A 14,391-nucleotide genomic window follows, 5' to 3' on the forward strand; every position below is an offset into this window, starting at 1 on the left:
ATAAAAAATCATTTAACAGTGCAGATATTACATTTTATATTTATGCCTAACCCTGTTCTATCTCAAGTTTATTACCTTTATTTATTCATTAATTTTATTCACAAAATCATACTAATAACGAGTAATAAAGAAGCGCTGAGGTTAAATATATTATAACTTTCTTATGATGATGGCGCAGTAATGAGCACAACATATATTATTAATATTGCCGCAGGAAAATTTTATTTATTCTGACAATAGCGCTATTTTAACAGAATCGATGAAATTAATAATATTGTCGTAAGCGGCTTAATCATAGATTTTAAAGATAGCAATAAAGAAAAAGTAAAAAAATAATTAAAACCTTATTCCAGTAACCACTACAGGAAAGGGTCAGAGGCTGTTATTATATCAGACAATTAAATATCCTTAATATAAGTAAACTACATGCCGATAAAACCTTTAGCACGCGTCACTATAGATCCTAGTTCTCCAGCAACTTCATGTGTTATTTGGCTACATGGGCTTGGAGATTCGGGTGATGGATTCGCTCCCATTGTTCCGGTATTAAATTTACCCAAGGCTCACGGTATTCGTTTTATTTTTCCGCATGCTCCTGAGCAAGCGGTAACAATTAACCAAGGCTATGTGATGCGTTCTTGGTACGATATAAAAAGTATGGACTTGCATAATCGAGCTGATATGGCTGGCGTACTTGAGTCTGAACAAGCCATTCACGCGCTTATTCAACAGCAGATAGATTCTGGTATTGCTGCCAATAAAATAGTACTAGCAGGTTTTAGCCAAGGTGGCGTTATTAGCTTATTTACCGGTCTTAGGTACCCAAAAGCCTTAGCGGGCATTATGGCTTTGTCATGTTACCTACCAACCGCAGATAAATTGCCCGACAACTGTCACATCGCCAATAAGCAAACTCCTATTTTGCAAAACCATGGTGAGCAAGATGACGTAGTACCAATGAGCTCGGGAAAAATGGCCAATCAACTATTGATTGATGCTGGATATAATACAAAATGGCAATCTTATCGTATGCCTCACAGCGTATTACCGGAACAACTTAGCGATATTTCAGCTTGGTTGGTGAATACCCTGTTAAAGTAATTAAGCTATAAATTAACTCAATAAAAATAAAGTCGGCATATTGTCGGCTTTATTCATTTAGGTCAGATAAGAAATAACACGTTAGTTATGAACGACCAACCTCCGACATTAACCCCTTGACTTTCATATCTAAAACTCTCTTTACCATTCACAGTGGCTATCCAGATTGGCCAAAACTCAAAGTGATTTTTTAATGGGTGAATAATTTATGCGCGTTATTTCAGCCAAATTTTTAACAAAGCATAATTTAAATAACATCGATGATTTAAAGTGACTACTGCTATTACATTTAGCAACACGTCTTTAAGCTTGGCAAGATTGGTTTTTACAACCTAATGCTTAAACGCCAACAAAACAAGGCATGCTGTTTGAACTAGTATCTATCATTGCTAAAGCCGCAACTGCAGAGTTAGGCATAGCTTTGCTCTCTAAGTTTCTTATTCGAAATCAGCTTGATAAAGTAGAGTTTTTACCTGCACTCGACTTACCTTTAACCAACAACTTTGGATATTATTGGGTTACTCCCTTTGAACAAATAACTTACCCCCATAATCGCTTTCATAAAATGGTTCTTTATACCGGCTAAAAGCTAAAAAGTCAGTGTTCTGTCATTCAAAGCTATAATAAAATCGCTCATTGCCATAGCGCCCTGATGCCCTAATGCCGTGTAACAAGAATGTCAATGAACAGCCATCCTGAATATAAAAAAGCTCCAAAGTTGCACTTTGGAGCTCAGTAAATAACCCATTGATAATAATGTTTATAGCGGTGTTAAAGTTTAACGGCGTTAATTTCTGCGTTATCGTTATCAAGTGCTAACTTATAGCCAAATGATACATGATGGTAACGAGCGCTTGAATAATCATCATGTATCGCGAAGCCAAAGTTATATACTGCACCTGCGGCAATACTGACATCACCCACTTTGTCAGATTTAAGCTTACGTTTAATGACCACAGACCAAGTACCATTTTTCAATGACGCTTCAACTTCCGCGCCTTGACCTCCATGCATATTACGTTCAGCTAATATTTGACCATCTTCAACTTCTTTGCTGCCAGATTTATAGCGAACAATATCCATGTATTTATTTTCAGCTTGCGCAGCATCAATATCACTCTGACCTTTCAATTTATCCCAACCACCCAATGCTTTATCACCACGGCCTTTTATTTCTAATTCAGTACGCGACTCTTTCAAGTACTTAGTAACACCTGAATTTAAATTTAAGCGTGTAGCGATATCTGAGCCGATGAGCTCCTCTTTTATCGGCGCATAAGGCATAGAGTTAGCGTCAGCATGGCAGGTTGCCCAACACCCAGCACGGTCAGCATATTCAACATCGTCCGTTGCTAACATAAAGGCTAACTTCATTGGGTTATCAGGATCCATTTTACCCCCTTCAACAAACGGAACTGGCGCATGATCACCGTCAGCCCAACTAAACCTCAAATATAAGCTTTCATCATCATGGCTAGCATCAATTGTTACGGGGAAACTTCCTCGCTTACCCGGTATTATGTTTGGCTCAAGTTCCTTCTCACTTTTACCTGAAACAATATTTTCACCAATATCAGCAATTTCTTTACCATGACATTCAATACAACGGTCACCTTTACTAAAAGCACGTTTACCACCATGAGACCGGCCTAATATCCATTCTAACGATGCAGTTCCCGGATAAAAAACGCTAATATCTGTGGATTTTGCTTTTGACCAATCAACATTAATCGTGCTGCTAGAACTCGTCGCTAAAGCATTATCAGTTATTGCTTTATTAGCGGTTGAATTAGTACCTGCATTGGTTAATGCTGCTTGAACTGCTTGTTCAATTTTTTCATCTATCTTCGCTTTCTCAGCAAGCTCTGCTTCCTTGATATCTGCAGCATCTTTGGATTCTTTTGCTTCTACTCGCGCTAAACCATCAAGGTACATTTGCGGTACTTCGCGAATAAATTCAGGGTTTGGTGCTTCAAGAGCTTCAAGTGCTTCATCTGACAATTGATCTCTCACACCATGGTGAGCAATACCTTTATGACAATCAATACAGGTTTGCCCTGTTTCAAATGCATTTAAATGCTGCTTGCGGGCCCGAGGTTTTTGATATTCTGGATTCATAGACTCAAAATTATGACAATTCCGACATTCTCGTGAATCAGTATTTTTCATCGCTTTCCAAACACTCTGAGCAAGTTCAAAACGATGTTCATTAAATTTTTCTTTGGTATCTAATTTACCCGTTAACCAAGAGAATACTTCTTTAGAGGCTTGTATTTTACGCACCACTTTGTGGATCCAAGGTCTAGGTACGTGACAATCAGGACAACCCGCTCTTACGCCAGTTCTATTTGAAAAATGTATGGTGGGTTTATATTCCTGATAAACATTGTCTTCCATTTCGTGACAGCCGATACAAAACTCTGTGGTGTTTGTTGCTTCCATCGCGGTGTTAAAGCCACCCCAAAAAACAATACCGACAACAAAAAAGAGCACAGCTCCGGCTACTGTTGTACCCAGCAGGAGTCGACGAGACCAAAAGCTAGGTTTAGTTATTGTGTTATTTACCATAATTAACTCGTAGGAATAAAGCGAAAAATTAAACAAAGAGTGCGAGTACAACGGCTGTTGCACTCGCATTATTAGTCAAATGACTAATTAAGTTTTGTGGTTCATACGATTATGAACGTTAAACTTACCAGTAGGCGTTGTTAAACCCTTGATACGATGTAACTCTTTAAGCGTTTTTGCATCGTAAATTACAATCTCACCCGTAGGGTTTCTAGCATCTTTACGATTCCAAACAGATACCCAAACTTCAGTACCGTCATCATTAAACTCCATATGCAGTGCCGCTTTACCTGGCTCTGTTGTTACACGGATAGTTTTAACGATTTGGTGAGTATCTTTATCAAATACTTGTACTGATTGTTGAACTTCTGGCTCAGGATGTTTCAACTGATCAGCCCAAACATATTGTGAAGTTTCATGGGTACGGATAAATGCACCAGCACCATCTGTTTCAACTTCATAGCAAAGTTTCCAAGCTTTATCAGGATGACCCATAGGATCATTGCCCCATACTGATACTAGGCCAACACCTAAGTGAGTTGTGCCACCAACAGGACCACATTCTTTATCAATCCAGTTAGCGCCAGGACCAGGATGCGGTAATGCATCAACTTCAATCATCGCTTCTAACTTACGTTCAATAGTATCAATCACAACCATTTTATTTGAAGCATTAGCCGCAATTTGGAAGTAACGACCAGAGGGATCAAAGAAACCATCATGCAAAAATTCTGCTGAAGCAATACTAGTAATGGTTAAGTTATCTAAGTCGGTATAATCAACTTGTAGCATTTGACCAGTTTCTTTAACTGCCACGATAAATGAAGACGTTAAAGGCGAAGTGTAAATAGCAGCTACACGTGCTTCATTGATGAATTCACCTTTAGTATTGTAACCACGAGTAGATACAACTTTAAGTGGGTTTAATGTTACTGCATCCATAATAACGAAATGCGCAGGCCAGTAACCTCCAGCAATTACGTATTTTCCATCGCCAGAAACTGCGATATCACGAGCGTCATAAGCCATTTTAGTTTCAGCAACTAACATTTTGTCAGGCGTTTGCCATAAATCAATTTTATTTACTTTACCGTCACGACCAATGGTGTACCAAAAACGTCCAATATCTTTTGCATGGTCAACTTTATGATGTTCTGTACCTTTAATGACATGTACTGCGTAACCCGTATCGAGGTGAGCAATAATTTTCTTAGTATCACCATCAATAATGGCGGCAGTACCTGCGTCACGTTCGATAACAACAAAGAAGTTTTTCCAATTTAAACCATGCATTGGTTTAGTTGGATAATCTTTCGGTGCTACATATTCTTTGGTGTAAGAGCGCATTTGCGCTAAAGACATTTCTGGAGGAATAGGTGGTTCCATCTGAATGAAGGTCGCTAAATTAGCTATTTCTTCTTTACTGAATAAATCGTCAAAGTTATTCATACCACCTTCAGTACCTAAAGAAATAATCTTCTCTAAACGTTGCTGGCCTTTTTTTAAAGTATTTTCAGGCTCTAAATTTTTGCCTGTTGCGCCTTTACGCAAAGTACCATGACAACCAGCACAGCGTTGAAAGTATTGTAATTTCGCTTTATCAAAGTCAGCCTCAGACAAAGTCGGCTCTGTTGCTGATACAGACAGACTAATACCAGTAACGGCCATTCCTATTGCTAAACCAAGTGCTGACAAGCCATATTTAATTATTTTCATCGTCATTCTCCAGATATTTTTACGAGCTTAATGTTTTGGATAATTCTTATTTTTTCAGTGTTCTACTCTAATTTTATTTTTATTTTTATTAGAATTTCGGTTATTTCGCTTTAATAAAAGTCGAAACTGAAACACCAATAAACAAATTCGTCGTTGTTAACGTTCTGGTCTACGCGCTTTATTATTGAAAGCAACTTAAAATCAATTACAAGAAAAAGTGTTAGTCCAGTAAACAAATGTAACTATTCATTACTTCAGGAATAAATAACCTGATTCAGATCAAGTTTTAAAAGTTTTAGTCATCAATGAATTTGCAACTTGATCAAGGTCAATAAATCAGGCGTTTTTAGAAGACTTAAGCTATTTTCGTATTAGAATCACCACAGAAACCAACTACTTAACCACATTAATTTTAGGGGTATTATTTATGAATAACCGCACTAAGTCTTTACTATATGCCGCCACTATTGGTTTGATTATTGTTGCTATTTTTTTAGGCTTTTTATCAAGCATGGCCAATCCAGTTTCTTGGGTATTAATTGTTGTGCTAGCACTGGTACCTTTGATTTATAAGAAAACAAATCAAAGCAATCAGCTGGAGTGGCAAGAAGAATATAGCGTCGGCATTGAAAGTTTAGATAATGATCATAAAAAACTGATTAACTTACTTAATCAGTTCACTACTGCCTATGACTATGCGATGAGTGAAGATTTTGAACGTCAAGCATTGAGTAATTTAATTGCTTACACAAAATATCATTTTGAACGAGAAGAAAATTTACTTGTTGAGCATAATTTTATTGATGTTGAAGCCCATAAAAAACAACATAAGGTGATGATAGCTCAAGTTGAATCATTCGTTAGCTTGTATGATGAAAAAGGTCATGACGCACTATCTGAAGTCAGTAGTTTCTTAAAAGAATGGTTAATTAATCATATCAATGGCACCGACAAAGAATATACCCAGTGCTTAACAGCACATGGCGTAAAGTAAGAAGTATCCAAAAATATTACTCAAAAGAAATCTCTATTATTGTAGAAATTATTGCTAGTGATCGGCCGCTTTATTACGTTTGTTTGTTTATCACCTAAAGAATAGTGTTTCAGAGTAAAAGCAATAAAGGTTCAATTTAAGCCTTGTTGATTTTACACCAGGGTAAGGATTATTCTCACTCAATGTATTGACGAATAAAACTCAACACACATAACCTGAGTATTGCCTTATTTTAACACTGCTGCCTGACTCTCCTACTGCATCGATATAAACAGAAGTGTCGATAACATCGATGCAGAGAATGATAATGCAGGCACGCCACTGCACTATTTCGTACCTTGATGTAGCTATTCAGTTTTTTATCAGAATCAAAACTGATCGTTGACGAACAAAGATACACTCATCCCTTGAAAGATAGGCTGTCTAAAAATAGCCATCATGAACATAAAAGCCTATTCATAATAGGCTTTTTATTCATCTTAAGTTCTTGTGTTAATATTTTTCTAACTTAAGCTACCAAGCATACTTGATTTGTACTGAGCCATTAATGCCCGCCGCAGCTAAGGTATCTAATAGTGGATCATTCGCTTCAAATCCGTTTACGTCAGACCAATGAGCGTATTTTTTGTCCGTTATATTATATATTGCTGCAGCTAAAGTTATTTTATCGCTAAAACTGTAATTAACCACCAAGTCAAACGTTGTATAGCCAGACGTTGTAGCTAACTTATTGTCGGGATCATCAATATCTGATTTTCCATCAACTAAGCTGGCATTAAATGCAATAGATGCATTTTCATCAGCACTTAACCATTGCACACCAAGTAGAGCATGATTGGGTTGTATTTCATTTAATGGTTGCTCTGTATCTTTATTTTCACCATCGCTCCAAAATAAATTACCATAGGCAGTTATACTATTATTGCTATTAAAAACATTATCAAATTTACCTTTGTAGCTAAGTTCAACGCCATAGATTTCTGCATTATCAATATTTTGAGATTGAAATATTAATCGTTGCACTGCTGGATCAAACCCTAAGTTAACTTTTGTTTGAATAAAGTCTTTATAATCATTTAAAAAGCCAACCAAGTTAAATGTATGTTGTTCAATATCAACGCTATAACCTATTTCATAGCCATGAGTTTTTTCAGATTTTAAATCGGCGTTTGGAATGGCTCGCATTTTAAACATTGGAATGTCTAAACCAATATTAGCGTCTTCAAAAGGGGGAGCTCGAAAACCTTTAACGTATTGAAGATAGACTTTGCTGTTATTATTTATTTGATAAACAACACTCAATTTAGGTGAAAAACTATCTTCACTGATATAAACAATTTCAGTAGCAGGATTATCTTCTAAATACATAACATCAGGTTTAGGTGTTAATTTATAACGATCATAACGAATCGCCGGAATAATGGTGAAATTAGTACCCTCTATGGCAATTTCATCATTAATATAAATACCTAACTCTTTAACCTCTGAAATAGGAAAGTCTCTTACAGGAAATACCTCAGATAAAATGTTATTTGTTGACACACCTGTGGCTATATTAGTTTGTACACCGTTTCGCATTTCTTTAGTTTTACTCTTACTTAACTCTAAGCCATAACCAATATGCTGAGTGGTACCACGAGTATCAATATTAGTATAAAAATTAAACCTTAATCCTTGCACTTCTTGTTCATAAAAAAAGTCTCTGTCATAAAGGTACTCTTTACCCCTAGATACCCTGCTTTCATCAGTGAGTTGTTGTGTTTCAGTATTTTGATCATAAAGTCGAATATAACCACCTTCTAACCAATCATTTTCTAAAACAAAATCATAAGTTACTAAAAAATTTTCGCGAACAGTTTCATCATCACCTAGTAATAAATGAGTTGACTCAAAACGCCCTAACCCCAAAATTGCACGCATATCACTTTGGCTATCACGTGAAAAGTAATCATAACTAAAACTGATTTCTTGGTTGTCTGATATTTCATAATAGTACTTAGCAAGAAAAGACTGAGTTTCGTTATCTTGAATATCTTTAGCTAAATCTGTTGATGTGTTGTGATCAAACTCATGGCCTTTGCGCAAAGACCCTGAAAATAGCGCACTAGACTTACCATAAGCAAAAGCTGTATTTAAAGAAATAGCCTTACTGTCATCAATTGAGTAATAACCTGTTTTTAACCCCAAATAGACATCTTTGTCTGTTTGGCTGAGTAAATCAGATGGTTTTTTAGTCACATAAGAAATCACCCCACCTATCGCATCACTGCCATATATACTTGACGCAGGTCCTCGTAGAATTTCAACTTGTTTTATCAAATCAGGGTCGATCATGTTTCTGCCTGAGTTTGAATAGCTACCGACATTAAATTGTTCTGCAACCGGTACTCCATCTATTTCTGTTGCAATACGATTACCGGAAATGCCACGAATCGCAATATTTGAATCACCGAACCGACTGCCAGAATTAATAACATTGATACCCGCTTGATAACGAACAAGATCAGCGATATCGTGCACTAATTGTTTATCGATTGTCTCGCTATTAATGACTGAAACAGCACCGACAACGTCTTGAATTTTTCGTGGTGTTTTCCCAATAATAACGAGAACTTCAGTTTTTTCATCAATGCCTTGATGAATAACATCGTTGTTGTTTGCTATAGCAAAATGTGACGGTAATAAAATAGCTGTTAACGCTATATTAATTAATGACTTTTTATACATGTTAACTTCCTGTATGACCATAAAGTAGTAAAAGTGCTTTAATAATTCATCAGCAAAATTTGTGTATTTTATCCCAATGCAAATAAAATAATTCAACTGCCAAGTACATTATTTTGAAAATTCCAGCACTTCATATGAGTAATGTGGCGATTATAAATTAACGAAAAAGAAAAATGATGATCTTAAACAATACATACATACACAATGGTTGGCTGGAAAGGCTATTTGTTAAAAATTAGATCTACATCATGTTTTGAGATAAATAAGGATGTTTATTTAACATAAAATGCAATTCATCTCTTTGTTCTTTGAATGATGGTCATTACAGGAAAACGCTATCAAACGACAATATACTGGAGTTTTTTATTGATATAGCGATAAAAGGGATGTTATGACTTAGCATGTGACTGGGCGAAAGATTACCGCAAAACTGGCCGAGTGTTTTGCATAAAACGTCAAAAACATTAAAAATCGTGCCGATGTAAAACTAGTATTAACGCACTTAATTTTGAGTAGGCACTTAGCTGAAGATTAAACATTAGGGTAACGCAAAAGACATTACTGAGCATAGACAGACTCAGTAATATCAACTTACTTGCACTTCCCTTTTCTTCGGCGCCATCTTTTCAATTGGCGTATATAAGCGTCTTAATAAGACTTAATGAGTATGTAGTCACTCAATTGCATAAGCATAAATATCTTAACTAAGAGATAAATAGAGTTATCCTTGAATACCTGCTTTTATTAATACCGCACTATTGGGGAAACCGTCGGCGATTAAATCATGTTGTAATTGATATAAACGAATGGCTTTTCGACTTTTTGGTCCCCAAATACCATCAGGTTTTCCAACGTCAAAACCTAACGTATTAAGCTTTTCCTGAAGCGCTTGTAGTTCAGCAGGCTTATATAATACCTCCTTATTTTGAGCACTGACCTTTAAGCCGCTAGCCCCTTGAATACGGTTAGCTAACAAGCCAACAGAAAGCGCATAATTCTCAGACAAATTCCATTTCATAATAACATTAAAATTAGGGTAGACTAAAAATGCAGGTCCACCAGCGCCAGCAGGTAAGACTAACTCAGCATCAATTTTATAATCAGATAAAGCAGTACCATTAGCACGTGTTACGCCTAAAGCTTTAAAGGTTGCTAAGGGATAGAACTGATCAAACTCGACTTGTTGAAAAGCAAAGTTTTTTGGCAGCTGTACTTGACGACCCCAACGCTCTTTTTCTATCCAGCCAATGCTATTTAAGTAATTAGCCGCACTCGTTAACGCATCGGCTTCACTTTGCCAAACATCTACTTTACCGTCATCATCGCCGTCTAATGCATACTTTCTCAATGCTGAAGGCATAAACTGCATATGCCCCATGGCTCCGGCCCAAGAACCAGCGAGTTGCTTGGTGGTGACCGTTTTATTATCGATCAAATGAAACAGATCAAATAATTCAGCGGTAAAGTATTCACTACGTCGCTCATCACAGGCCAATGTGGCTAAAGAGTTTAACACCGACATTTTCCCTTTGTTTCTACCAAAGTTAGTTTCTAAGCCCCAAAAAGACACTAAGTACTGTGCAGGAATGCCGTATTTTTTAGACAATTTGTCAAACAGCTCTTTATGCTCAGCTAATTTCTTTCTACCGGTTTGGATGTGATAATTAGTTAAGCGTAATTTTAAATAATCAGCAAAGCTTTGACTAAATTCAGGTTGGCGTTGATCGAGCTCAATCACGCGTTTTATCGGCGCAAGCGCTGGAATAATATCATTAACAATATAGCCTGAATAACCAGCAGATTCGGCCTTGACCTGCAAATTATTGATACATTGAGTAAAATTGTTATTACCCGAAGCATTCACTACTAAGGGCAATGTTGTTAATGAAACAAAAACTAACTGGGAGAAACGTTTAATAACGGATGACATAACAGAAAAACCTTATAAAAAATTGAATAAAACATCGAAAAATATAACCAAGTTCACTTTAGCAAATACTAACTGTCGCACCCAAGGAAAAATTAACGTAAAATGCAGATCATATGTAACAAATTCTCTTAACAATATCATTTAGGAACGTCATGAAAAAAACATTCAACATCACTCACCCAAAAATTAAAGTTGCTCGCTTATTTGAAGGTGTAAAACATGATGTGAAAAAATACATAAAAAGAGAAAGAAACAAAAAGCTGCCTGCTGGCGTTGATTTTTGGGATTTTGACTCTAAATATGGTATCACCGAAGCAGACGCAGAAGTTGTACACTTATCTGCACTTAATAAACATATCGACGAAGCTGAAAAGCTTGGCTTAACTTCATTCTATGTAGAGATCGTCGTAAAAGAAGGTTTCCGTTCAGTAAAACCGCTTGGTGAAGACGAAGACTTCGACGAACTTGACGAAGAATAACTTCAAAGCCGATTTAATTAAATAATGAAAATACCTAAAAGACTACAACCCCTGGTTGACGATGGACTGGTTGACGAAGTAATCAGTCAATTAATGAGTGGCAAAGAAGCAACTGTATATATGGTACGTTGTGGCGATGATATTCGCTGTGCCAAAGTATATAAAGAAGCCAATAAACGCAGTTTCAAAAAAGCCGCTCAATACCAAGAAGGTCGAAAAAGCCGTAATAGCCGTCGCGCACGCGCGATGGAAAAAGGCTCAAAGTATGGCAGAAAACAACAAGAAGATGCTTGGCAGAATGCCGAAGTTGAAGCCCTTTATACGTTAGCTGCTGCTGGTGTACGAGTGCCTCAGCCATTTGGTTGTTTTGAAAGTGTGCTGTTAATGGAACTGATCACCGACGGTGAAGGCGACGTTGCACCGCGCTTAAATGACATAATATTGCCACGTGAACACGCCATTGAAGACCACCTTATCATGATGAATTATGTAAAGATCATGCTTTGCGAGGGTATCATTCATGGTGATTTATCAGAATTTAATGTCCTAGTTGACGAATACGGTCCTGTTATTATTGACTTACCACAGGCTGTAGATGCCTCAGCCAACAATAATGCCAAAAGCATGTTACTGCGCGATGTTGAAAATATTACTGATTATTATGCTCAATTTGCCCCAGAATTAGCAAAAAGTAAATATGCTCAAGAAATGTGGGTCTTATATGAGAAAGCAGAATTATCACCAGAAACCGAGTTAACGGGCCTATTTAAAGAAGACACAAAATCGGCTGATGTTGATACAATATTAGAAGAAATAAAAGCAGCATTTGCTGAAGAACAGGAACGATTAGAGCGAATTAGTGATGCTGATGAGTTAGATTAATCTATTCTTATCAGTTAGTAACAGTCGTTGTAAAAATACCAAGTACTTCATCATCCGTTAGAAATCGACTTTGACCTACAGGTAGATTTTCATCCAAGAATAAGTTTCCGATGGCTTGTCGATGCAAGCCTATAACGGGATTACGAAACCGACCAAACATCCGCTTAATTTGATGATAACGCCCTTCAATTAACTTAACTTCAGCAATATATTGATTAGTTTGTTGGCCTACAGTATTACTGATAATTGTTAATTTTGCTGGCTTAGTGGTGATATTTTCAAATTCAAAATACATCCCTTGTGCAAAAGCTGACTGATAGTCATCTGTTAACGGGTTTTGTAAAGTGACTTGATAGCACTTTTCTACTTTATGCTCTGGGGACATAAGTCGTTCAGACCAACGACTGTCGTTGGTCAGTAACAGTAACCCGGAAGTATTTAAATCGAGTCGACCAACAATATGTAAGTTGTCTTTTTCTTCGTTACCACTGTCGCTAAATAAGTTTTGCTCGACAAGTAGGTCTATGACCGTTTTGTGTTGTTTATCTATCGTTGCACTGACTACACCAATAGGTTTATTAAGCATTATATAGAGCGCACGATTATCTTGTAAAATGTGACCATCTAGAGTGATTTTTGAGAACTTATCAATTCGTTGGCCAATATCATCTGCAATAATAGTATCTACCGCTATACGCTTTTTCGCTAACATTAAGCGCACAGCTCTGCGACTAACGCTGCAATTTTCACTAATGAAACGGTCGAGACGAGCAGTACTTAATGACATAAATAGGCATTCATTTTATCTGGGGATTAGAATTATTGATATTTTAGCCGCTTTTGATTCAAAAAATAGCGCAAACCTGTAGATAAGTTAACGAACCAGTTTAAGTATTGTTGTCTGCTTAACCGCTTCAGCTTCAACTTTAATCGGTTTAATATCAACACGTTCAGCAATGAGTTTGTTATTTTTAAAGCGATCGAAATGAGCTTGCTTAACTTGCATTTGATGACAAAATTGATGAAAAGCTGCGTAATCTTTTCGATTAAATTTTTCATTCTCTCTTGTTAACAAACCATCTATGTAGGCGTTATCTCCATTTACTGTTAAATTGGCGATCGCCGTGTAGGGTTTACCATATTCATCAACACGTATTGCTCGTACGGTTTTTATTTCAAAAATCCAATCATCAACTTGTACAAATCGAGGCATTGATTCTATAGGGATACCGTCAGTGGGTTTATTGCTCATAATAGTTTTCGACTGCGTATTAACTAATAAAAATTCCAACTGTTTATTATCTACAGTTGGAAATTAGGGACTATAATTCTAGAGAGATATGGCTTATTTTTCAACCATTAATTGTTAATTTTTACAGCCGCAAGGTAGGTTTTTAGCTCGCTAGCACTGATTTCAGCGTCGGCATTTTTATCGATGTCTTTAAAATGCTTAACTAATTTTTCATCTTTGCTCGCAATAACTTCTGCTTCATTAAGCAAACCATTTTTATCTTCATCGAACTGAGTCAGTATGGCCGGTGTACTTTTTGCTACATTGTCTACCGACAACATTTTAGTTGCCACAGGTTTAATTGCTGCTTGATCAGCAATAGGAATATCTAGGCTTGCAACTTTATCTCCTGCGTTGACAAAATACGAAGCTAAGGCACAAGTACCAACAAGTAGAGTCACTTTTGTTAAGCTAATAGAATTCATTTTAATTCCTTTATTTATAGAGTTCATCGGGTTATTTTAATGATTGTAATAATATCATTAACGACACTGCAGGAATCGAACCAAAAGTATAAAGCACTGATTTAATTCAATTAATGATAAAATCAAAATAACTAAGCCGCCTAAAGTGTCGCCATTAAGCAACAGATAAAACAGCCCGAAAAAAAGAAAAAAAACAAAATCGTTAATAATTCAGAAAATAACCGATGTAAAACAGTGACTAACTTATAAAAGTCATAACAAAAAACATTCTAGTATCA

Annotated in this window: 12 protein-coding genes and 1 pseudogene; 5 read left to right on the forward strand and 8 right to left on the reverse strand. The window is 36.5% G+C overall.

The features are described 5' to 3' along the window. Window positions 1-426: 426 nt before the first annotated feature. Together H4J76_RS06105 and H4J76_RS06110 are read left to right on the forward strand one after the other, a co-directional pair. Window positions 427-1,101: an alpha/beta hydrolase gene (locus H4J76_RS06105; RefSeq protein ID WP_182230262.1), complete on the forward strand. Its 675-nt coding sequence runs from the start codon at window positions 427-429 to the stop codon at window positions 1,099-1,101. Between the two features lie 361 nt (window positions 1,102-1,462). Then, window positions 1,463-1,687, forward strand: coding sequence for a hypothetical protein (locus tag H4J76_RS06110; protein WP_182230263.1), 225 nt, complete (start codon window positions 1,463-1,465; stop codon window positions 1,685-1,687). A 185-nt stretch (window positions 1,688-1,872) separates the two neighbouring features. On the opposite strand, the gene H4J76_RS19865 is transcribed toward H4J76_RS06110, so the two are convergent. The 3 genes and pseudogenes from H4J76_RS19865 to H4J76_RS06120 all read right to left on the reverse strand — a co-directional run bounded on the left by H4J76_RS19865 (window position 1,873) and on the right by H4J76_RS06120 (window position 5,385). Further along, entirely contained in the window at window positions 1,873-3,036 is a 1,164-nt protein-coding gene (locus H4J76_RS19865) for an ethylbenzene dehydrogenase-related protein (protein ID WP_259377122.1), read from the reverse strand. An 81-nt stretch (window positions 3,037-3,117) separates the two neighbouring features. Beyond that, a pseudogene (locus H4J76_RS19870) lies at window positions 3,118-3,669 on the reverse strand (NapC/NirT family cytochrome c); the annotation flags it as partial. An 87-nt stretch (window positions 3,670-3,756) separates the two neighbouring features. Then, window positions 3,757-5,385, reverse strand: a complete 1,629-nt coding sequence (locus H4J76_RS06120) for a cytochrome D1 domain-containing protein (RefSeq protein WP_182216678.1) — start codon at window positions 5,383-5,385, stop codon at window positions 3,757-3,759. A gap of 427 nt (window positions 5,386-5,812) precedes the next feature. Between H4J76_RS06120 and H4J76_RS06125 the strand changes: the two genes are divergently transcribed. Next, the gene (locus H4J76_RS06125; protein ID WP_182216676.1) at window positions 5,813-6,379 is read left to right on the forward strand and encodes a bacteriohemerythrin; all 567 of its coding nucleotides are present in this window, start codon (window positions 5,813-5,815) and stop codon (window positions 6,377-6,379) included. Between the two features lie 513 nt (window positions 6,380-6,892). Here H4J76_RS06125 and H4J76_RS06130 read toward each other — a convergent pair. Together H4J76_RS06130 and H4J76_RS06135 are read right to left on the reverse strand one after the other, a co-directional pair. Further along, window positions 6,893-9,106, reverse strand: a complete 2,214-nt coding sequence (locus H4J76_RS06130) for a TonB-dependent hemoglobin/transferrin/lactoferrin family receptor (RefSeq protein WP_182230265.1) — start codon at window positions 9,104-9,106, stop codon at window positions 6,893-6,895. A 721-nt stretch (window positions 9,107-9,827) separates the two neighbouring features. Continuing rightward, a complete protein-coding gene (locus H4J76_RS06135) occupies window positions 9,828-11,036 on the reverse strand; it encodes a lytic murein transglycosylase (RefSeq protein ID WP_182230266.1) in 1,209 nt (402 codons plus the stop codon). Between the two features lie 152 nt (window positions 11,037-11,188). On the opposite strand from H4J76_RS06135, the gene H4J76_RS06140 reads away from it, so the two are divergent. Both H4J76_RS06140 and H4J76_RS06145 read left to right on the forward strand, forming a co-directional pair. Next, window positions 11,189-11,515: a DUF6172 family protein gene (locus H4J76_RS06140; RefSeq protein WP_070375914.1), complete on the forward strand. Its 327-nt coding sequence runs from the start codon at window positions 11,189-11,191 to the stop codon at window positions 11,513-11,515. Window positions 11,516-11,539: 24 nt separating this feature from the next. After that, window positions 11,540-12,397: a PA4780 family RIO1-like protein kinase gene (locus H4J76_RS06145; protein WP_182216671.1), complete on the forward strand. Its 858-nt coding sequence runs from the start codon at window positions 11,540-11,542 to the stop codon at window positions 12,395-12,397. Between the two features lie 10 nt (window positions 12,398-12,407). On the opposite strand, the gene H4J76_RS06150 is transcribed toward H4J76_RS06145, so the two are convergent. The 3 genes from H4J76_RS06150 to H4J76_RS06160 all read right to left on the reverse strand — a co-directional run bounded on the left by H4J76_RS06150 (window position 12,408) and on the right by H4J76_RS06160 (window position 14,113). Continuing rightward, window positions 12,408-13,184: a pseudouridine synthase gene (locus tag H4J76_RS06150; RefSeq protein WP_182216669.1), complete on the reverse strand. Its 777-nt coding sequence runs from the start codon at window positions 13,182-13,184 to the stop codon at window positions 12,408-12,410. A gap of 87 nt (window positions 13,185-13,271) precedes the next feature. Next, complete coding sequence (locus H4J76_RS06155) at window positions 13,272-13,649, reverse strand: hypothetical protein (RefSeq protein WP_259364990.1); 378 nt, start codon at window positions 13,647-13,649, stop codon at window positions 13,272-13,274. Between the two features lie 107 nt (window positions 13,650-13,756). Next, window positions 13,757-14,113, reverse strand: coding sequence for a hypothetical protein (locus H4J76_RS06160; protein ID WP_182216667.1), 357 nt, complete (start codon window positions 14,111-14,113; stop codon window positions 13,757-13,759). Between the last annotated feature and the right edge of the window lie 278 nt (window positions 14,114-14,391).

The sequence above is a fragment of the Colwellia sp. BRX9-1 genome (assembly GCF_014077195.1).
Lineage (GTDB): Bacteria > Pseudomonadota > Gammaproteobacteria > Enterobacterales > Alteromonadaceae > Colwellia_A.